The organism is Yoonia ponticola (assembly GCF_014199395.1).
GTDB classification, from domain to species: Bacteria; Pseudomonadota; Alphaproteobacteria; order Rhodobacterales; family Rhodobacteraceae; genus Yoonia; species Yoonia ponticola.
Genome location: NZ_JACIJM010000006.1, coordinates 95,630 through 114,618, shown reverse-complemented (window position 1 = coordinate 114,618; position 18,989 = coordinate 95,630). Strand labels below are relative to the sequence as shown.

Annotated in this window: 23 protein-coding genes and 2 tRNA genes; 9 read left to right on the top strand and 16 right to left on the bottom strand. The window is 55.6% G+C overall.

Going from position 1 to position 18,989, the window contains the following annotated elements:
* Positions 1-61: 61 nt before the first annotated feature.
* Positions 62-508: a DUF302 domain-containing protein gene (locus tag FHS72_RS11870; protein WP_183529364.1), complete on the bottom strand. Its 447-nt coding sequence runs from the start codon at positions 506-508 to the stop codon at positions 62-64.
* A 78-nt stretch (positions 509-586) separates the two neighbouring features.
* Here FHS72_RS11870 and hisF point away from each other — a divergent pair, with 78 nt between their 5' ends.
* Together hisF and FHS72_RS11860 are read left to right on the top strand one after the other, a co-directional pair.
* Positions 587-1,348 (top strand): imidazole glycerol phosphate synthase subunit HisF, encoded by a 762-nt coding sequence (gene hisF / locus FHS72_RS11865; protein ID WP_183529362.1) that lies wholly within the window; start codon positions 587-589, stop codon positions 1,346-1,348.
* Complete coding sequence (locus FHS72_RS11860; RefSeq protein WP_183529360.1) at positions 1,345-1,650, top strand: phosphoribosyl-ATP diphosphatase; 306 nt, start codon at positions 1,345-1,347, stop codon at positions 1,648-1,650. The genes hisF and FHS72_RS11860 overlap by 4 nt, the downstream gene beginning before the upstream one ends.
* Before the next feature lie 58 nt (positions 1,651-1,708).
* Here the strand turns inward: FHS72_RS11860 and FHS72_RS11855 are convergent, their stop codons facing one another.
* From FHS72_RS11855 to rlmB, 3 genes are all read right to left on the bottom strand, one after another.
* A complete protein-coding gene (locus tag FHS72_RS11855) occupies positions 1,709-2,176 on the bottom strand; it encodes a CoA-binding protein (protein WP_183529359.1) in 468 nt (155 codons plus the stop codon).
* Between the two features lie 187 nt (positions 2,177-2,363).
* On the bottom strand, positions 2,364-2,675 hold the full coding sequence (locus FHS72_RS11850) for a hypothetical protein (RefSeq protein ID WP_183529357.1): 312 nt from the start codon (positions 2,673-2,675) through the stop codon (positions 2,364-2,366).
* An 18-nt stretch (positions 2,676-2,693) separates the two neighbouring features.
* Positions 2,694-3,485 (bottom strand): 23S rRNA (guanosine(2251)-2'-O)-methyltransferase RlmB, encoded by a 792-nt coding sequence (rlmB, locus tag FHS72_RS11845; protein WP_183529354.1) that lies wholly within the window; start codon positions 3,483-3,485, stop codon positions 2,694-2,696.
* A gap of 123 nt (positions 3,486-3,608) precedes the next feature.
* On the opposite strand from rlmB, the gene FHS72_RS11840 reads away from it, so the two are divergent.
* Positions 3,609-3,692, top strand: a tRNA-Tyr gene (locus FHS72_RS11840).
* A 302-nt stretch (positions 3,693-3,994) separates the two neighbouring features.
* Here the strand turns inward: FHS72_RS11840 and FHS72_RS11835 are convergent.
* Positions 3,995-4,071, bottom strand: a tRNA-His gene (locus tag FHS72_RS11835).
* Between the two features lie 105 nt (positions 4,072-4,176).
* Here FHS72_RS11835 and FHS72_RS11830 point away from each other — a divergent pair.
* Positions 4,177-4,368 carry a DUF6324 family protein gene (locus FHS72_RS11830; protein ID WP_183529352.1) on the top strand — a complete coding sequence of 64 codons (192 nt, stop codon included), beginning with the start codon at positions 4,177-4,179 and terminating at the stop codon, positions 4,366-4,368.
* Positions 4,369-4,372: 4 nt separating this feature from the next.
* On the opposite strand, the gene FHS72_RS11825 is transcribed toward FHS72_RS11830, so the two are convergent.
* The gene (locus FHS72_RS11825) at positions 4,373-4,843 is read right to left on the bottom strand and encodes an MmcB family DNA repair protein (protein ID WP_183529350.1); all 471 of its coding nucleotides are present in this window, start codon (positions 4,841-4,843) and stop codon (positions 4,373-4,375) included.
* 127 nt (positions 4,844-4,970) lie between these two features.
* Between FHS72_RS11825 and FHS72_RS11820 the strand changes: the two genes are divergently transcribed.
* Positions 4,971-5,921 (top strand): LysR family transcriptional regulator, encoded by a 951-nt coding sequence (locus FHS72_RS11820; RefSeq protein ID WP_183529348.1) that lies wholly within the window; start codon positions 4,971-4,973, stop codon positions 5,919-5,921.
* Between the two features lie 135 nt (positions 5,922-6,056).
* Complete coding sequence (locus tag FHS72_RS11815) at positions 6,057-6,893, top strand: DUF481 domain-containing protein (RefSeq protein ID WP_183529346.1); 837 nt, start codon at positions 6,057-6,059, stop codon at positions 6,891-6,893.
* A 385-nt stretch (positions 6,894-7,278) separates the two neighbouring features.
* On the opposite strand, the gene FHS72_RS11810 is transcribed toward FHS72_RS11815, so the two are convergent.
* The 5 genes from FHS72_RS11810 to xseA form a co-directional block, all read right to left on the bottom strand.
* Complete coding sequence (locus FHS72_RS11810; RefSeq protein ID WP_183529344.1) at positions 7,279-7,602, bottom strand: hypothetical protein; 324 nt, start codon at positions 7,600-7,602, stop codon at positions 7,279-7,281.
* Between the two features lie 107 nt (positions 7,603-7,709).
* On the bottom strand, positions 7,710-8,177 hold the full coding sequence (gene nusB / locus FHS72_RS11805; RefSeq protein WP_183529342.1) for a transcription antitermination factor NusB: 468 nt from the start codon (positions 8,175-8,177) through the stop codon (positions 7,710-7,712).
* Positions 8,174-8,707 (bottom strand): 6,7-dimethyl-8-ribityllumazine synthase, encoded by a 534-nt coding sequence (locus FHS72_RS11800; protein ID WP_183529340.1) that lies wholly within the window; start codon positions 8,705-8,707, stop codon positions 8,174-8,176. The genes nusB and FHS72_RS11800 overlap by 4 nt, the downstream gene beginning before the upstream one ends.
* Complete coding sequence (gene ribB, locus FHS72_RS11795; RefSeq protein WP_183529338.1) at positions 8,707-9,837, bottom strand: 3,4-dihydroxy-2-butanone-4-phosphate synthase; 1,131 nt, start codon at positions 9,835-9,837, stop codon at positions 8,707-8,709. The genes FHS72_RS11800 and ribB overlap by 1 nt, the downstream gene beginning before the upstream one ends.
* Before the next feature lie 76 nt (positions 9,838-9,913).
* Positions 9,914-11,434: an exodeoxyribonuclease VII large subunit gene (gene xseA / locus FHS72_RS11790; RefSeq protein ID WP_183529336.1), complete on the bottom strand. Its 1,521-nt coding sequence runs from the start codon at positions 11,432-11,434 to the stop codon at positions 9,914-9,916.
* A gap of 71 nt (positions 11,435-11,505) precedes the next feature.
* On the opposite strand from xseA, the gene purD reads away from it, so the two are divergent.
* Positions 11,506-12,759 carry a phosphoribosylamine--glycine ligase gene (purD, locus tag FHS72_RS11785; RefSeq protein ID WP_183529334.1) on the top strand — a complete coding sequence of 418 codons (1,254 nt, stop codon included), beginning with the start codon at positions 11,506-11,508 and terminating at the stop codon, positions 12,757-12,759.
* Positions 12,760-12,871: 112 nt separating this feature from the next.
* Here the strand turns inward: purD and FHS72_RS11780 are convergent, their stop codons facing one another.
* The 5 genes from FHS72_RS11780 to FHS72_RS11760 all read right to left on the bottom strand — a co-directional run bounded on the left by FHS72_RS11780 (position 12,872) and on the right by FHS72_RS11760 (position 17,676).
* Positions 12,872-13,378, bottom strand: a complete 507-nt coding sequence (locus FHS72_RS11780; protein ID WP_183529332.1) for a CarD family transcriptional regulator — start codon at positions 13,376-13,378, stop codon at positions 12,872-12,874.
* 187 nt (positions 13,379-13,565) lie between these two features.
* Positions 13,566-13,901 (bottom strand): ferredoxin FdxA, encoded by a 336-nt coding sequence (fdxA, locus tag FHS72_RS11775; RefSeq protein WP_183529330.1) that lies wholly within the window; start codon positions 13,899-13,901, stop codon positions 13,566-13,568.
* 49 nt (positions 13,902-13,950) lie between these two features.
* Positions 13,951-14,343, bottom strand: coding sequence for a S4 domain-containing protein (locus tag FHS72_RS11770; RefSeq protein ID WP_183529578.1), 393 nt, complete (start codon positions 14,341-14,343; stop codon positions 13,951-13,953).
* On the bottom strand, positions 14,343-17,087 hold the full coding sequence (locus tag FHS72_RS11765) for a helicase-related protein (RefSeq protein WP_183529328.1): 2,745 nt from the start codon (positions 17,085-17,087) through the stop codon (positions 14,343-14,345). Before FHS72_RS11765 ends, FHS72_RS11770 begins: the two co-directional genes overlap by 1 nt.
* Positions 17,088-17,115: 28 nt before the next feature.
* Positions 17,116-17,676, bottom strand: coding sequence for a tetratricopeptide repeat protein (locus FHS72_RS11760; RefSeq protein WP_183529326.1), 561 nt, complete (start codon positions 17,674-17,676; stop codon positions 17,116-17,118).
* 65 nt (positions 17,677-17,741) lie between these two features.
* Here FHS72_RS11760 and FHS72_RS11755 point away from each other — a divergent pair, with 65 nt between their 5' ends.
* Positions 17,742-18,029 carry an SCP2 sterol-binding domain-containing protein gene (locus FHS72_RS11755; RefSeq protein WP_183529324.1) on the top strand — a complete coding sequence of 96 codons (288 nt, stop codon included), beginning with the start codon at positions 17,742-17,744 and terminating at the stop codon, positions 18,027-18,029.
* A 3-nt stretch (positions 18,030-18,032) separates the two neighbouring features.
* Positions 18,033-18,968 (top strand): alpha/beta hydrolase, encoded by a 936-nt coding sequence (locus FHS72_RS11750; RefSeq protein ID WP_183529322.1) that lies wholly within the window; start codon positions 18,033-18,035, stop codon positions 18,966-18,968.
* The last annotated feature ends 21 nt before the right edge of the window (positions 18,969-18,989 follow it).

Sequence of the window (18,989 nt, the reverse complement as noted above, 5' to 3'; positions counted from 1 at the left end):
AGACGGCGGCGTTTCCCACACCGCCGCCCCTTCATTTCGCCAAAACAACTCAATCAACGTATTATTCAGCCACTGCCTTGCCCGTTAATGCGGCCAAAGCCCCTGTCATCTTCTGCGCAAATTCCGCGTCCAACGGGACATCAAGCCCGCCAAACAACGTCTCGACAGTCTCATAGGCAACAACCGTGCCGTCATCGCCTGCGTAGACGAGAACCCGCAGCGGCAGTTGCAGCCCTGCGTGGATATCAGCCTGCATCGCTGGCGTGCCCAGCATCGGGTTGCCAAAGATCAGCAGTTCGGCGTCCGCCAGTTCCATGTCCACAGATGCGGCCCCTGCTGCGTGGTCCACACGGGCGAATATCGTAGCCCCTGCGCCTTCAACAGCCGCCTGCAATGCGTCCATCGTCGCAGGCACCGAATGCGGTGACGCCTGTGTGATTGTTTCGGCCATAAGTGGGGCCGCTGCGAATGTCGCGGTCGCCGCAAGGGCGGTCATCATGCGTTTCATCGTTTTCTCCTCATTAGTTCCCCCAAGACATGACACACCATCTTTCCAAGCGCTAGTTTTCGGCCTAAACCTCACGGCATGTTGAAAACACGGATCATCCCCTGCCTAGATGTCGCCGAAGGGCGTGTCGTCAAAGGCGTGAATTTTGTAGATCTCATCGACGCGGGCGATCCCGTGGATGCGGCGATTGCATATAACGCGGCTGGTGCGGACGAGCTTTGCTTTCTGGACATTATGGCCACCGAAGAGAATCGCGGCACGATGTTCGATCTTGCGACGCGCACAGCCGAGCAATGTTTTATGCCGCTCACGATTGGTGGCGGTGTGCGTACGCATCACGATGTGCGTAACCTGCTGCTTGCTGGTGCCGACAAGGTCAGCTTTAACTCCGCGGCCGTAGCCAACCCCGACGTTGTGGCCGAAGCAGCCCTGCGATTCGGCAGCCAATGCATCGTTGTCGCCATCGACGCTAAAACCGTCGCACCGGGCCGTTGGGAAATCTTCACCCACGGTGGTCGGCGCGCCACTGGCATTGATGCCGTCGAATTTGCCCGCACCGTGGTCGAAAAAGGGGCCGGAGAAATCCTGCTCACCTCAATGGACCGCGACGGCACCAAATCAGGCTTTAACCTGCCCCTGACCCGCGCGGTCAGCGACGCGGTCAACGTGCCTGTCATCGCATCCGGCGGCGTCGGCACTCTGGATCATCTGGTCGAAGGCGTCACCGAAGGCGGTGCGTCCGCCGTGCTTGCCGCCTCGATCTTCCACTTCGGCACCTATTCCATCGGCGAGGCCAAGGCCCACATGGAACACGCCGGCATCCCGATGAGAACCGCATGAGCATCCACGACCTCGCCGCAACCATCGCCGCCCGCAAAGCCGCCGATCCTGACAGCAGTTGGACCGCAAAACTGCTCGCGAAAGGCCCTGAAAAATGCGCTGAAAAATTCGGTGAAGAGGCCATTGAGGCGATCATCGAGGCCGTCAAAGGCGACCGCGCAAAGCTCACATCAGAAGCAGCCGACGCGATCTACCACCTACTCGTGATGTGCGCCGCCCGAGACGTGACGCTCGCGGATATCGAATCCGAACTTGCATCGCGCACCAAACAATCCGGCATCGCAGAAAAAGCATCACGCTAACAACGCCCCTGTTTCTTTGACTTCTTCTAAATCCCGGGGGTCAGGGGGCAGCGCCCCCTCATAATTTCGCAGACATTATTCCAGTGTTGAACCCGCCCATCCGCAATTCACCGAACAACCGCTGATATTCGACCTTCGGACACCGATTCTGTATGACATCGACGCCACGTGCCTCGGCTATTTTGGCTGCCTCGGCATGTTCCACGCCAATCTGCATCCAGATTGTCTGTAATTCAGGCCAGCGCGCCAGTGCAGCGTCTACGATTGCCGGAACCGCGTCGGGTTTACGGAAAATATCAACCATATCAACGGTATCGGGAATGCTATTCAGATCCGCATAAACCGTTTCGCCGAATAACTCCTGCCCTGCCAGCCCCGGATTGACCGGAATCACACGATAGCCCTTCAGCCGCAGATACCGTGCGACGTAATAGCTGGGTCGCACTTCGTTTGCCGAAATGCCCACAATTGCGATGGTCTTAGTGCGGCGCAGGATTGTGCGTAAGAAATCGTCTGGATAGGTCATGCCCTACCCTACGCTGCGATTTCTCAAGAAAAAAGCGCTCAGGTCAAACCCGAGCGCAAGTTTGGAACGAGGGACAGAAGACAGACAGGCAGGTTCCAAGTGCGTGTCTCTGTAACGAATCTGGGGGTCACATTCGCCTATGCAAGAGTTGATCATGAAAATGTGAACACCGCCTTAACGGTAGGCGTCAGTCAAAGATGTCTTCGACGACGTCCCAGACCTCTGACCAGATCTTGCGCCCTAGGCTTTTGGATTTACGGCGCTTTCCCGGTTTAACGCGGTGTTTACCTTGCTCGTATTTCGCAACGTGCTTTGACTTTGGCCGATGCGACACCGCCTTTTTGGGCGACGCCGCGACAGGTTGTGACGGTAGGATTTTCAACGCATGAAGCGGCGCGCCACAGCTGCTGCAACTTAGCTCGTGCCGGTCCTTGCCGCGCAAAACCAGCGCCGCTCTTGTCCCGCAATAACAGCAAGTTGCAACTTTTGTGATCGTCATCGCGCCGCCCCTGAATGTTTATCCCTTAGATGCATATAGGGCGACGGCTGCCGCATTTGAGACGTTAAGCGACCCAAATCCACCTGCAAAGTCGATTTTGACCAATGCGTCGCAGGTCTCTAGCGTCTTTTCACGCAAGCCCGGCCCTTCGGCGCCCATAACGAGCGCGATTGCGCGGTCACGTTTACCTTCGACAGCTTGCGCAATTGTCTGCTCGGCCGTCTCGTCCAATCCGAGCACGAGGTAGCCCATGTCCTTGAGCGCGACCATCGTGTCCGCCAGATTGCGTACCCGCACATAAGGCTGGCGTTCCAGCGCACCACTGGCAGTCTTGGCCAGAGCGCCCGTTTCAGGGGCCGCATGACGGTTCATGGCCACGACGGCACGTGCACCAAAGACTTCGGCAGACCGCAGAATCGCACCCACATTATGGGGGTCGGTGACACGGTCGAGCAAAACAATACGCGGTGGGCCCGAAGATGCGTTATTTTGGCCATCACCTACGGCGATTTCTTCGATTGAACCCCAATCCAACGGCTTCACTTCGAGCGCAGCACCTTGGTGAACCGATTGCGGATCAAGGGGGGCCGCGAATTTGCGTGGATCAGAGATTTCAGGCTCGATATCAGCGCCAGCAATCGCTTCGGCCAATTTGTCCATCGCGTTACGCGTCACAACGAGCCGCAATTTTTCGCGTTTCGGGTTTTCCAACGCATCACGCACCGCATGTAGGCCAAAAAGCCAAACGGTTTCATTCGCCGCCACCCTTTTGGCTTGTTCTTTTGCGACGACCCACTTTGGCTTTTTCATCTGTTTTCCTGACGCTTTGAGACCCCGCTGCCTACCGCGTTCCAAACAAACTGTGAAGGGGTGCAAAAGAGTGGCGTTTTGCGGTTGACGGCATGATGAGGCATAGGTAATCAGCCGCCTAGTGGGCGACAGGCCGCAAGGTGTGGCAGGGGACTGTAACTCCCTCGAGGCGACTCACGCCTGGTTCGATTCCAGGGTCGCCCACCATTCACGCAGAGTGATTGCATCTAAAGATGCCCTTAAGAAAATCAGTTTTTCATCAATTAAGGGTCTCTTTAGATGCGCCTGCTGCGCTTCTTTGATTCGCAGTTTTTAGCTACCGATTGGTTTTGATCGCTGCAGTTTGAGAATCATTTTATTGATGCTGTTGAAAAGCTGATGTCGCGATGACGGCTTTTCGTATCGTCGTGCGAATCTGATCACGCAAACCAACTGAACCCCTATTTTTACCAATAAAATCAGTAGCACAGCGCCTGAATGCCGCTGCTATCCGTCAAAAGTAGGGGGAATGGTACCACCTCCTGGTCTCGAACCAGGGACCTCCTGATCCACAATCAGGCGCTCTAACCAACTGAGCTAAGGCGGCACTGGGGGGGATTTAACGCGGGTCCGCGACGATTGCAAGGGGTCTAGTCTTGCCAAAATGCATCTCATCAGGCTACGTCAGAAAAACGCAAATGGAGGGTCCCCAATGGGTATCAACGACGAAAGCAATATCGAAGCAAATCTGCAAATCGGGCCGACCGATCAGGGCATGGTTCGTTTGTTCATCGAAGGCACAGGCATTGAAATTCCTATGGATTTTGACCCTTCAGAGGCCGATGACATCGCCGAAGAGATCAAAGCAGCGGCAATGGCTGCACGTGTGATCAGCAAAAAATAGCGACCTAACCGCGTAACGTTCCGGTCAAACCGGGACGTGGATCGCGGGCAGCTTGCGCCCGGATCGCGGCATGGCGTGCGAATTTTTGCAGCATGACTTTGCGGCGCGGCGCTGTCAGCCTAGATTCGGGGCCAGTGCGAATGATTTCTGCGCCATAAGCGTCCGCGATAATCAAACCGCTGTCATCGGGCAGCAATTCTGACGGAAAGTCGATGTCGACCGCCCAGAAGAACCGGTCGCACCACGGCAAGTACCCTTCCCACTTTTGATCCGATAGAAAATCTGCCCGAGATGATTTGCATTCGATAATCCATATTTCACCTTTCGGGCCCAAAGCCATGACATCCACCCGCAAACCACGGGTTGGCACCAGCTCTTCCACACTGACAAAATCATGACTGCGCAGATGCCTGCACACGCCGCGGGCCAGCAGTTGCCCGGGCATCATCGGCGGAGGTGTTGTCTCATCATACATCACCCAAAGATGAACATTAGGTGAACAAAGATCAAGGCCCGCAAGAGCGCGCTACCCCTACTCGCGCTTAAGCTGAGCGTGACAAATAATATTTGCCTCAGACATGACTTTTGCTCATGGTCCGCATATGGATATCACCCTGCTCAAAACATTTCTCGAAGTCGCGGCCACCGGATCATTCGTCTCGGCGTCTGACCGTCTATATGTCACGCAATCGGCGGTATCCTTGCGTATTCAACGTTTGGAAGATTCGCTCGGCAAACCTATGTTCACCCGCTCAAAATCTGGTGCGGAATTAACGCCAGCGGGGCGCGAATTTGAACGGTATGCCCTTGCGATGATTCGTGTTTGGGAAGAAGCCCGCCAACAAGTCGCCATTCCCGAAGGTTTTAGCCGCAGTATTTCGGTCGGAGCACAATATTCGCTTTGGCCGCGCTTGGGGTTTCGCTGGATTGATCAGATGCAGACCGCGATGCCGGACCTGAATATTCGAGCCGAATTGGGGATGCCGGACCGACTTACGCGCTTTTTGATCGAGGGAATCACACAAGTGTGTCTTCTTTACACACCCCATCTCCGTCCCGGATTAACGGCGGACATGGTGCTAGAGGAAGAATTAGTGCTTATTGCGTCGTGGAAAAACGCGACCTCGTGCGACCTGAAGGGGCGTTATGTGTTCGTTGACTGGGGCCCGGAATTTGTCGGGGCCCATGCGATTGCACTGCCAGATCTGACAAATCCGGGTTTGACGTTTTCATTGGGTGCGATGGTCGCAGAATACGTAATTAACCGTAAATCCGCCGCATATTTGCCTGCTCGCTATGTGAAAAAGTACCTTGATAGCGGGCATTTGCATCTTGTCGCCGACGCCCCACGCTTCCCCTATCCAGTCTGGGCGGTTTGGCGTAATGACATGGATGCAGAGGTGCGCGATATGGCGCTGGCGAAACTAAAGCTGGTTTCTTCCCACGCCGAAGCAGATGGTGATGCTGTGCTGGGTCAACTTGCATTACTTAACGGTGATGCAACCACTGACATTCTAGGGGAAAAAAGCGAGGTGGACATCATCCGCCTATAGGTGAGCAAAAATCAGCTTAACCTCAATTATTTTGAATTTCACAAATACTTCATAGTTCAATATCCCCTCTCTCAGCAGAGATGCACCCGTACCTAGGACAGGACGGTTCATTCTATTGGGAAAGGATTAATCCCCATGAAAACGAATATCTTTATTGTGGCTGCCGCCGCTGCATTGATCGCTAACGCAGGTTTTGCACAAACTTCCGCTTTCAATAACCAAGACCGCACATCCGACGCGTTGGACGATCTTGACGAAGCAATCGAAGACGCAGCTGAGCGTGAAACCTTCACATTCGGCACCGAAGGCCGTGAAGTTGGCGCATATGGCTCGCTCTCATTGCGCGGCACATCCACATCCGAAGATGGCGTAACATCTTCTGATCTGGGCATTGGCTTGCGTTACGGCACATTCGACGGCGTGAACGGCATCGATGCGACTGCTAGCTTCATCTACGGCGAAGACGACGGCACAGAAACAGAAAACCAACTGTTGGCTGGCGTTGACTACCGTCGTAACTTTAGCGATGCATTCTTTGGTTTCGCCAAAGCTGATCTCGCATTCGACCGTTTGGCTGAAACAGATGGCGAAACAACACAAGACATCTTCGTTGGTGCTGGTGTTGGTTACCGTATCCTGAACAGCAACGCATCCCAGTGGTCCATTCAAGTTGGCCCAGGCTACCGTATTGCTGACGTTGTTGGTCAAGACCGTGTTGAAGAAGCAGCTGCGGCCGTTTCCTCTAACTACTTCCGTAGCCTGACAGACACGAGCTACATCACAAACGACACAGACGTGATCTACTCTGAGTTCTCAACAACAGTGTCCAACGAATTGGCATTGAACGTTGCTCTAAACAACGAACTGGTTCTGCGTACAAGCCTCGCAACAGCATTCGACGATGCAATCGACGAAGATTTCAGCGATGCGAAGAACACACTCGGCGTTTCCGTCGTGTACAACTTCAACTAATCCTGTCCAAGGAAAGCTCGGATCTTTGGACGATCGATCCGAGCTTAAAGGCGGTAGCAGGTGCTGCCGCCTTTTTGGTTTTCTATGTATCGAGCAGCGTTAACACCGCGGTCGCCAATACACGTCCCCGTCGTACATCGACGATTTCTTTCCTGTTTCGCGCAGCGCCCCCTTGTCGTGACCGGCTGTGCGCCCTATCTCAAGCAGTGGCGAGCTTCTGCTCTTCTCGTGTTTTGGGCGGTTACATTCCAGTGGCCTTAAGCAAATCCGAGGGAGCTGGCTCTGTCTGAGCCCTGGTTCAGTTATCTGGCGCCCACCTGTACATACAGGTCCTCGGGAATAAACCCCCTACGGTTGCTGCGGTTCTCGCCACCTTTGCCCCGCGCTAATTCGTCGAAGACGACGCGCCGAGCATGAACATCACCCCAAGAATGCCAGCACCGACTAGGATATGGTCGCAAGCCAGTTTAACCTCGTAGCCATAAAGGCTTTCCGTGGGTCCGGAGTTCTGACTGTTGTGACAATACCCCTGCCCGCGTTGGGTCTGGGTGATCCGCATCGGGGCCACCAACGGAGCCTGTAGCGCGGGTGCAGGCACGCGAATGATCGGGACAACGGTGGGCTCAGACAACGCGCCTGATGACACCCCGTCCGCAAAGGTAGGGCCTGCGATGATCGTTAGAAATAGGGCAACGATAGCTTTGAGCATGGATTTTCCTCGTCTCACATTGTTGCCTGTGTTTAGCGAACAAAGATGAGGGCAAGGTTAATCCACGCAGAAATTTTCAGGACATTGGAAACTACGTCTGGCCGAACTTAGAAAAGTTCTGGCCGCGCTTCGCGTGCCATGTGGTCCAGCACCGCGTTTACGAATTTTGCTTCTTTGCTTTCTGGTGCAAAGGCTTCGGCGACTTGCACGAACTCGACGATCACAACCTTTGGCGGCGTGTCTTTCAAGTTCAATTCAGCACCAGCCGCCCGAAACAACGCCCGCAATGTCGGGTCAATCCGCCCAATCGGCCATTTGGCGACCAACGCACGGTCGGTCATTTGGTCAATTGCCGCTTGGTTATCAACGGCATACTCCATCAGCGCGTGAAATGTATCCACATCGCCTTCTTGCATTTCATCGTCGCCGAAAACCTCGCCAAAACGGTGGTTTTTGAATTCGCCAATCACCTGATCTACAGTCTGACCCGATGCTTCCATCTGGAACAATGCCTGCACCGCATAAAGCCGTGCTGCGGATTTCATCTTGCGCCGTTGATTGTTCGAAATGGTCATGCCGTGGTTTTGCCTTGCTGCGCGAGAAGTATGTCGCTGGTGAACCCGATACCCTTATCAGGACGGCCCCACTTACGGCTGAGTGCGATCAGGTGCAAGGCCGCGTGCGCCGCACCGCCGCCTTTGTTTTGATCAGCAGGGTCAGCGCGCACTTGCGCCTGCTCGTAATTTTCAACCGTCAGGATACCGTTGCCGATGCACACGCCTTGCAGACCCAACAATTGGATCGCCCGCGAGCTATCGTTGCAAACGGTGTCGTAATGCGTCGTCTCGCCACGGATCACACAGCCAAGCGCCACGTATCCGTCAAAGTTACTCATCCGTTCAGCAATGCTAATCGCGGTTGGAATTTCCAATGCACCGGGCACGTTTACGATGTCCCACGTAGCCCCTGCTTTTTCGATCTCGGCCTTCGCACCTGCGATCTGGTGGTCAGACAAGTCCTTATAATAAGGCGACGCGACGATCAGCAGTTTCACCGGTTTATCGAATTCCGGTAGCGGCATGATGTAGTGTGATGGACCGGCCATTAACCAAGCTCCGAAATTTTACGTGTGCCAACAATTTCAAGGCCGTAAGCCTCTAGTCCAACGATTTTTGGCGTCGGCGAATTGGTCAGCAATTCAATTTTATTCAACCCGAGCGAGCTAAGGATTTGCGCCCCCAACCCGTACTGGCGCAATGTTTTGGGCGACACTTCGTCGGCGACTTCGAGCTTCATCGCGGTGTCACGTAGCAACACAACCACACCGCGTCCTTCAGTGGCAACAGCGGACATGGCATGGTTAAATTCAGCGGCGCGGCCTTTAGGGCCAGTCCCGATGACGTCCAACATAGGGTCCATCGCGTGCATCCGCACCAACACTGGCGCATCACCCGAAAGATCCCCTTTGGTCAGAACGATATGCTCGTCACCGTGGGTCTGATCGGAATAAACTTTCATGTCCCAATCGCCGCCGAACTCGGAGGTAATCACTTCTTCGGACCGCACCCGCACAAGGTTATCGTGGCGGCGGCGATAAGCGATCAAGTCCGAAATTGTCCCGATTTTCAGCCCATGTAGCTGTGCAAAAGCGACCAGATCAGGCAGACGCGCCATTTCGCCGTCGTCTTTCATGATCTCACAAATCACGCCTGACGGGTTCAGCCCTGCAAGCCGTGCAATATCGACAGCGGCCTCGGTATGACCCGCACGGACCAAAACGCCACCATCACGCGCACGTAGCGGGAACACGTGGCCCGGCGTGGCGATATCGGCAGCACCTTTGCTCGCGTCAATCGCGACGGCCACGGTGTGGGCGCGGTCAGCGGCGGAAATGCCGGTCGTCACGCCCTCGCGGGCTTCAATCGACACGGTGAACGCAGTTTCGTGGCGCGACGAATTCTGTGCGGCCATCAGCGGCAGATCAAGCGCGTCCAAGCGGTCGCTCGTCAGCGTCAAACAGATCAGGCCACGGCCATGCGTCGCCATAAAGTTCACCGCATCCGGCGTCGCCATTTGCGCTGGAATCACCAGATCGCCTTCGTTTTCGCGATCTTCATGATCGACGAGGACAAACATCTTACCGTTGCGGGCGTCATCAATGATGTCCTCAATCGGAGAAATCGCGTCGGACCAATCTTTTTCAATCGGTCCCGGTTGTTCAAAATTCAAGGTCATCAGGCTTCCCGCTTTGTTAGGTGTCAGATAGCCCAGCGCCCCCAATTTGAAAAGGGCACAGCCACGTCACAGTATTTTAGAACAACGCGCCTTGCGCATCGCCTTTCAATTTCACGCGACCATCTGCGAATTCGACCTCAATTTCACGTGCGTTTTGGGCTGCTTGAGTGTCTGTCACGACGGCCCCGTCGCCGCGAACAACAGCATAGCCGCGTTTGAGCGTTTCCCTATATCCCAACGTTTCGTGCAAACGGTCGATTGCACCCAATCTGGATTTTCGTTCAGATTGCTGACGACTTGCACGATCCGACAGGCGACGCAGCAAGTTGATCAATTGCTCGGATTTGCGTGTCACATCACCTTGGACCAAGCGCGGTTGCAGACCCTTTGCGACTTGTCCAAATGCCTGAGATTGCTGCGTAAGTCCGCGCTGCAACGCAGGACCAAGCCGCCCCGCTAGGTCGTTCAACCGTCGCCGATCAGAGGCCACCGCACGCGCCAAAGTTGCAGGGCGCAAAGCACCGCTGACATCCGATAGGGCGACTCGTTTCTTCGCCGCAGCCGCATTTAATGCGCCGGGCAGACGTTCGCCGAGATAATCCAAGCGTTGACGCGGGCCTTCGACCAAAGTTTCTACTTTCGGCAAAGCACGCCCCAAATCGCGCACCCGTTGCTGGCGTTGCGTGATACCCGTGGACAGCGCTCGCGATAGACGTGCGCCCTGCTGATCGGTCCACGCGAGCAAATCTAGCCGCACAGGCACCGCTAATTCAGCCGCAGCCGTGGGCGTCGGTGCCCGCATATCGGACACAAAATCGATCAGCGTGGTATCGGTCTCATGTCCCACTGCAGAGATCAGCGGAATGTCAGATGCGGCAGCGGCACGCGCGACAACTTCTTCGTTAAAGCCCCACAGATCCTCAATCGATCCACCACCCCGCGCAACGATCAATAGATCGGGCCTTGGCAGCGCCCCACCGGGCGTCATAGCGTTGAAACCGTTGATCGCGGCGGCGACTTCATTTGCACTTTTCTGACCTTGGACCGCAACGGGCCAAACCAGCACCTTGCGCGGGAACCGATCCCGCAAGCGGTGCAAGATATCGCGAATAACCGCGCCAGATGGGGAGGTTACGACGCCAATCACCTCGGGCAGATAGGGTAGTTTTTTCTTACGCTCCGGTGCAAACAGCCCTTCTGCCGCAAGCGCCTTCTTGCGCTTTTCCAACATCGCCATCAATGCACCGGCACCCGCAGGTGCAATGTCTTCAATCACCATCTGGTACTTTGACTGACCGGGGAACGTGGTTAACTTGCCTGTCGCAATGACCTCCATCCCCTCTTCGGGTTGCTGCGCCAATGCCACAGCGCGGCCTTTCCAGATGATGCCAGCCAAAACGGATTTATCGTCTTTCAAATCCAGATACAGGTGCCCAGATCGAGGCCGCGACACACGTCCGACTTCGCCCCGCACACGCACATGCGAAAACCCGCCTTCGATGGTTTTCTTCACCGCACCCGATATTTCAGATACCGTAAATTCGGGCGCATTGTTGCCCGCACCGTCTTGCGGGCTTTCATCGTCGAATAAGTCCATGTGATCCGCCCTTGCTGCATTCTCTTGCGGACTTTAGAACGCCCATCAACAAAGGCCAACGGGGACACGTGATGAATATTTTGATTTTGGGCAGCGGTGGGCGCGAACACGCGCTTGCATGGGCCATTCAACAGAACCCAAAATGTGATCGGCTGATCGTGGCCCCTGGTAACGCGGGTATCGCGCAGATGTGCGAATGTGCGGCGATTGAAATCATGGACGGCGACGCGGTGGCGGGATTTGCTGCTGATCACGCAGTTGATTTTGTGATCATCGGCCCCGAAGCGCCGCTTGCCGTGGGCGTCGCTGATCGCCTGCGCGACGCGGGGTTTCTAGTGTTCGGTCCATCGCAAGCAGCGGCAAAACTCGAAGCATCCAAAGCGTTCACCAAAGAGATTTGCGACGCGGCGAACGCCCCAACCGCAGGTTATGCGCATTTCACCGATGGCGATGCGGCCCTCGACTATGTGCGCGAACAAGGCGCACCGATTGTGGTTAAGGCGGATGGTCTCGCAGCAGGCAAAGGCGTCACAGTCGCCATGACATTGCCCGAAGCCGAAGCCGCGATCCTTGATATGTTCGACGACAACGCAGGCGCAGAAGTCGTGATCGAAGAATTCATGGACGGCGAAGAAGCGTCGTTCTTCGTGCTTTGCGACGGCACCTCGATCTTGCCCGTCGGCACCGCCCAAGACCACAAACGGGTCGGCGAAGGCGACACAGGACCGAACACTGGCGGCATGGGTGCTTATTCCCCTGCCCCCGTGATGACCGACGCCGTGACGCAAAAGGCGCTCGACGAGATCATCAAGCCAACAATGGACGAAATGGCGAAACGCGGCACACCGTTTGAAGGTGTGCTTTTTGTCGGCCTAATGATCAAAGACGGCCAACCGCGCCTCGTGGAATACAACGTGCGCTTTGGCGATCCAGAATGCCAATGCCTGATGATGCGGCTCGGCGGTCAAATCCTTGACCTGCTGCAAGCCTGCGCCGAACACCGCCTCGCGGACATCAACGCGATCTGGGCGGATGATCATGCGTTAACGGTTGTCATGGCGGCAAACGGCTACCCTGGATCATACGAAAAAGGCAGCGTCATCAGCGGGCTAGACGGCCTGACCGAGGACAGCCAACATATGACGTTCCACGCTGGCACAACCGAAAAAGACGGTAAAATCACGGCAACCGGCGGTCGCGTCCTTGCTGTAACGGCCCGCGCTGACACCCTCAAAGAGGCCCACGCCAAAGCCTACGAGATGACCAAAAAAATCGACTGGCCCGGCGGCTTTTACCGGACGGACATCGGATGGCGTGCCCTTTAGGCTTCTTGGACTTTCTTCAAATCCCGGGGGCTTGGGGGCTGGCCCCCAATCCGACATCACAAAAAAGGGCGACGCCAAAGCATCGCCCTTTTCCTTAGAAAGGTAATCCGACTTAGGCTGCGCGGCCAACCAGTACGGATGTGACCTCTTCAACAGCTGCTGATTCTTCGCTGCCTGCGACGACAGCGATTTCGCGGCTCAGGCGTTCCAAGGCTGCTTCATACAGCTGACGCTCTGAATAGCTTTGCTCGCGCTGGTCGTCTTGGCGGTGCAAGTCGCGCACAACTTCTGCGATTGCGATCAAATCGCCAGAGTTAATCTTTTGCTCATATTCCTGCGCACGGCGGGACCACATGGCTTTTTTCACTTTAGCTTTGCCGCGCAATGTCTTCATGGCGTGGGATACAACGTCAGGTGTCGCAAGCGCGCGCATGCCGACATCAATTGCTTTGTTCGTTGGAACACGCAGCTTCATCTTGTCCTTTTCGAACACGATGACAAACATCTCGAGATCGAAACCAGCGACCTCTTCTTTCTCAACGGCGATGATTTTGCCAACACCGTGGGCCGGATAAACAACAAATTCGTTCGGGCTGAAGTCCAGTTTCTTCTTGCTCATGATAGTCCTTTCATGGCGGTTATTCTGACGAAAACGGCAAAAAACCGGCGGAACCCTTGGGTGCCGTCGGGGGATAATTCGCGTTTAAAGGTGTCAGATCGTAGCGTTCATTGTGGATGTGTATATCACAAAAAACGCCCCGATAAAAGCGGGGCGTTTGGTAAGGTAAATAGGTCGCGAAATCGGCTTAGCCGCCCTCGCCTGGGGCTTCCGAGAACAGGTCCATCTTGCCCTCTTTGCCGTCCATTTCTTCCGCATTCGGAAGCTGGTCTTTTTTCGTGATGATGACCGGCCACATTTCGGAATACTTGCGGTTGAATTCAACCCACTTTTCCATGTCAGGCTCTGTGTCCGGACGGATCGCGTCTGCGGGGCATTCTGGTTCGCACACGCCACAGTCGATGCATTCGTCCGGGTGGATCACGAGCATATTTTCGCCTTCGTAGAAGCAGTCCACAGGACAGACTTCGACGCAGTCGGTGTATTTACAGGCGATGCAATTGTCGTTGACGATATAGGTCATAGCAGGGTCATCCGTTTATCTCTTGCCCCACCTAGGACAGAGCGTGCAGTCAATCAAGGTCGAAAGACCGTTTCATGTCGCGTTGAGCTTTCATGTTCCGGCGATCGCGCTTCGTCGGTCTACCTTTCCCGTCAAAGCTAGGGTTCGGGGAATGTATGTTCTTGACGGGTTCGGGTGACAGGTCTTCGTACAATGCCTGCGCCTCTGGGGCGGGGCCACGGCGGGTGCCACAAGCGACGATCCGCACCACCTTTGTGTCGGTTTCTTTCACAAATGTCAGTGTGTTACCGGGCCCTACGCTGCGGGCGGGTTTACTGACGGGTGTGCCATCAACGCGGACCTTGCCCGCACTGACAACCCCGGCAGCAAGCGAGCGCGATTTGAAAAACCGCGCTTGCCAAAGCCATTTATCAAGCCGGATGGTATCCTTAACTTGATCGATCACTTGTTCTTGAGAGCTGCCAATGCCGCGAAGGGATTATCGGGATCAATCGCCTTTTCTTTACGCGGTTTTGCTTGGAAACTTTGTGGCTTGTTGCTGTCACGCCCAGCGCCCGGCTTGCCGCGTGGCTTGCCTTTGCCGCGCGGTTTGTCGTTGCTGCGTGGCTTTTCGTCGCGGCCTTGCTGCGGACGGCCACCTTGGCGTGCGTTGTTGGCACGACCACCCCAAGTGAAGGTGTAGAACGCCTCCATCTCAGGTGCGGCTTCTGGTGTTTCAACCGTGCCTTCAGCAGGTGTTTCTTCAACAACTGGTGCCGCTTCGGCTTCTGCGTCTTCAGCCTTTGGTGCATCGGTCACAGGCTTTGTCGCCTTCACTTTTGCACGTTCGCCTTTTTCAGCTTTGTAGCCGAGACCCGTCATCAAATCTGCGAACTGCTCTAGCGTCATGCCCGTGATCGACAGCATATCTGCGGTGCCTTCAAAGCCACCACGACTGTCTTGATCGCGCAGCATGTCAGCAAGCCGTTCGAGCATATCAATGCGAATCGCCCGCTCGCCCGCAGCGCGGTAGCCGGCCATCGCGTAATAGCCCGGCACAGCGGCCTTGTCGGACGGCACAGTGACCAAACCCGGTGGAGGTGATTCTGGGAATTCGGCCAAGTCTTTTGCCAGCGACCAAAGCACCAAGCGCAGACGTGTCGGCGCAGGTTTCAGCAACAACGGCATGAAGATCGTGAATTGACCAAAACGAATACCGTGCTTGCGCAGCGCGCCACGGGCGTCCTGATCCAGATCTTTGACTTCTGCGGCAACTTCACCGCGCGGCACAATGCCGAACCCTTCGGCCAGACGGAATGCAAAGCCTTTGGCGATGCCTTCCAACGTCTCGTCGTTTTTGAGACCCAACAGCGGTTCAAACGCTGCGGCGATCTTGCGGTCGATGAAATGCTGCAAGCGGCGTTCAACCTTAGCGGCCACGTCCTGCCCTGCCTCATCGTCAACAAAAACAGCAACGCCAGGTTTCAGGATGTCGGACCCTGCCACCAGTTTACCTACAGCTTGATCGCCCCACATCAGGCCGCCCTGCTCTGTAAAATCAATCTCTGTGTCAGGGGCGTTGTAGAATTTATCGGCCCGCAAACTAAAGTGCGGGACCAAGGCCGCCACACTTGCCTGACGCAGCGTTTTCGCCTCGTCGGGACTGCCAGCCTTATCCATGCGGAACCGGAATCCTTCCAGTTTCCCCACAAATTCGCCTTCTACTGTTACTTCACCGTTTTCATTAACCTCGGCCACAAGGCTCTCCTTCTGCTTCAACCGCCGCAGCAAAATGCTGGTGCGCCGGTCGACAAATCTTTGTGTCAGCGCCCCATGGAGCGCATCTGATAATCGGTCTTCTACAGCGCGAGTCACCTCACGCCAATGTGTTTCGTCACGCACCCACCCTTTGCGTTGGGCAACGTAGGTCCATGTGCGAATGAACGCGAGGCGCTTAGACAACGTATCTATGTCACCATCATGACGGTCAATCCGCGCAATCTGCAACGCCAGCCAGCTTTCGTCAACATGCCCGGACTGGTGTAAATCGCTGTAAATACGGGTTAAAAGTGCCGCATGTTCCCCGCGACTGATGCCCCGAAAGTCAGGGATGCGGCACACGTCCCACAATAGGCGCACAGACGGTCCATCTTTGGCACGCGCCGCAATCAGCGGATCATCGCCAAGCGCCTTAAGTGCGGCCAAATCATCACTTTCGCGCACGCGCGTCAGCCATTGATCGTCAGTTCTGGTTTCCAAAGTCTGAATTAACCGTTTCACAGACCCGAATTGCAGCGCACTGCTGCGCCATTGCAGCTTTTTCACAGGCTGGAATTGATGTGACATGATGGCCTCAGCCACGCCGTCATCCAATTCATGCGCCTCACCCGTCACCCCAAACGTGCCATTCGCAGTATGCCGTCCAGCGCGTCCCGCGATCTGCGCGAGTTCTTCGGGATAAAGATAGCGCATCTTTTGGCCGTCGAATTTCGCCAGCGCCGAAAAGGCCACGTGGTTAATATCGAGGTTCAATCCCATCCCGATAGCGTCTGTCGCCACCAGATAATCGACATCGCCGTTCTGGTACATTTCGACCTGCGCGTTACGGGTCCGCGGGGAAAGTGCGCCCATAACCACAGCAGCGCCACCTTTGGTCCGGCGCAGCAGTTCGGCAATCGCATATACATTTTCAACCGAAAAGCCGACAATTGCGGCTCTTGCAGGCATCCGACTTAGCTTTTTCGAACCTGAGTAGGTCAGCTGCGACATTCGCTCGCGGTACATAAACTGCACCCCTGGCACCATCGCGGCGATAGCAGAGCGCATGGTTTCCGCGCCTAAAAACAGCGTCTCGCGTAGGCCCCGCGCATGGAGCAACCGGTCGGTAAAGACATGTCCGCGCTCTGCATCACCGCACAGTTGAATTTCGTCAATCGCGAGAAAATCGCAGCCCATGCCCTCGGGCATCGCCTCGACGGTGCAGACCCAATATTGCGTGCGCGGCGGCACGATCCGTTCCTCGCCCGTGACTAATGCTACAACGCTCGGCCCTTTGACGGCCACAATCCGGTCGTACACTTCACGCGCGAGCAGCCGTAAAGGCAGGCCTATGACGCCCGTGCGATGCGACAACATCTGCTGGATCGCGTAATGGGTTTTGCCGGTATTCGTTGGGCCGAGAACGGCCGTAATCCGGGAATTTTGCATGATAATTTCCCCGGCAGGGACCGCGCGATTAGATCGCTTGGCCCTCAATTTCTAAGGCAAGACGCGCCAGCGCATCGGTTGCTTCTGGTTCAAGCGGATAGATTTCAAGCACAGCTTGATATGCGGCAATCGCGTCAGATCGGCGACCGAGTTCTTCCATCAGAATGCCCACACCAAACATCGCCCTGAATTGACGCGGGTTCAAAACCAGCGTTTGCCGCAAATCGTCCAATGCAGGGCCGATCAGACCCGTGCGAAAGTATGCAGTCGCGCGCAAATGATAAGCTTCGGCAAATTCGGGGGCATGGTCGACAAGTGCTGTTAGGTGTTCAATCGCAGCGCGGTCATCGCCATCTTCAAGCGCATCACCACCCCGACGCAGCAGTAGATCCATCGCAGCGGACCCGCTTTGTTCGAATCGGGCAATCATGCGATCCGCCACGCGCATATGATTGTCCTCGTCCGCCTCCTTCAGCTCTTGAAAAAGTCCGTCTAAAACGGTCTCTTGCGCGAAACTTGGCGTCGTTAACGTAAACGTCACGAAAAATGCCGTAACGATACGTTTGAGAAGATGTGTCAGCGTGGTCATAGTCTTAATGTAACGTGTCAGGCGGCTTTCGCCAGAGGCATAAGAGATTCAAAAAGGATAATGCGATGAGCAATGTTGTGAACGAGGCCGTGGCCCAGCTGAATACGAAACTAGATGGCGGTTTTGACGCTGGCACAGCCAAGTTCGTCATCGAGGGCGAAGGGTCGATTATCATCGACAGCGACGGCGCCCGTGCAGGCGACGACGACGCCGATGTGACGCTGTCAGCGTCGACCGAAACGTTCAAAGAAATCCTCGACGGTGAACAGAACCCAACGACTGCTTTCATGACCGGAAAACTGACCGTTGATGGTGATATGGGCATGGCGATGAAACTGGCTGGCGTCCTGTAAGTCATGGAAATTGCACCGTTCTATGACGATGTCGCCTACGGTCCTGCGGGTGGTGCGGCCCATTGGGTTACCACCTCTGATGGGCTGAAACTGCGTGTTGCCCATTGGACTGGCGACGCCGTCAAAGGCACGGTGCTAATGTTTCCGGGCCGCACCGAATACGTTGAAAAATACGGCGATGCGGCCCGCGAATTTTTGGCGGCAAACTATGCCACTGTTGCGATCGACTGGCGTGGTCAGGGACTTGCCGACCGGATGGCGGATGATCGCCGTATGGGACATGTTGTTCAATTTACCGATTATCAAAAAGACGTGTCAGCAGTTTTGGCGCATGTCAAAGCCTTGGGATTACCTGCGCCCTACTACATGATCGGTCACTCGATGGGCGGCTGCATCGGATTGCGCGCCCTGAACGACGGACTGCCCGTCAAAGCGGCCGCATTTTCCGCACCGATGTGGGGCATTGCACTGTCACCTGTCGTGCGCCCTAGTGCATGGGTCCTGTCATCCGTCGCAGGCGCTATTGGAAAAGATACCATTTTCGCCCCTGGCCAACCGCCGGTGTCCTATGTGCTGCGTGAAAAATTCGATCTCAACACGTTAACCCGCGACCGCACCATGTGGGACCGCATGGTCAACCAGTTAACCAAATACCCTGATTTAGGCCTCGGCGGGCCGTCGATCCGGTGGCTCGGCGAATCGCTGCGCGAAATGCTGCACTTGGCCTCACTTCCCTCGCCCAAAACGCCAACAGTCACGTTCCTTGGCACAGCTGAGGACATCGTCGACGTGCAGCGCGTCAAAGACCGCATGGCGAAGTGGCCAAACGGCACCCTGCACATGATCGAAAACGGCGAACACGAGGTCATGCTCGAAATTCCGGAAACGCGGGCTTTTGTCTACAAAACCATGATCGCCCATTTCGACGCACATCCTTAACGGGACATCACGTTTTTAGGC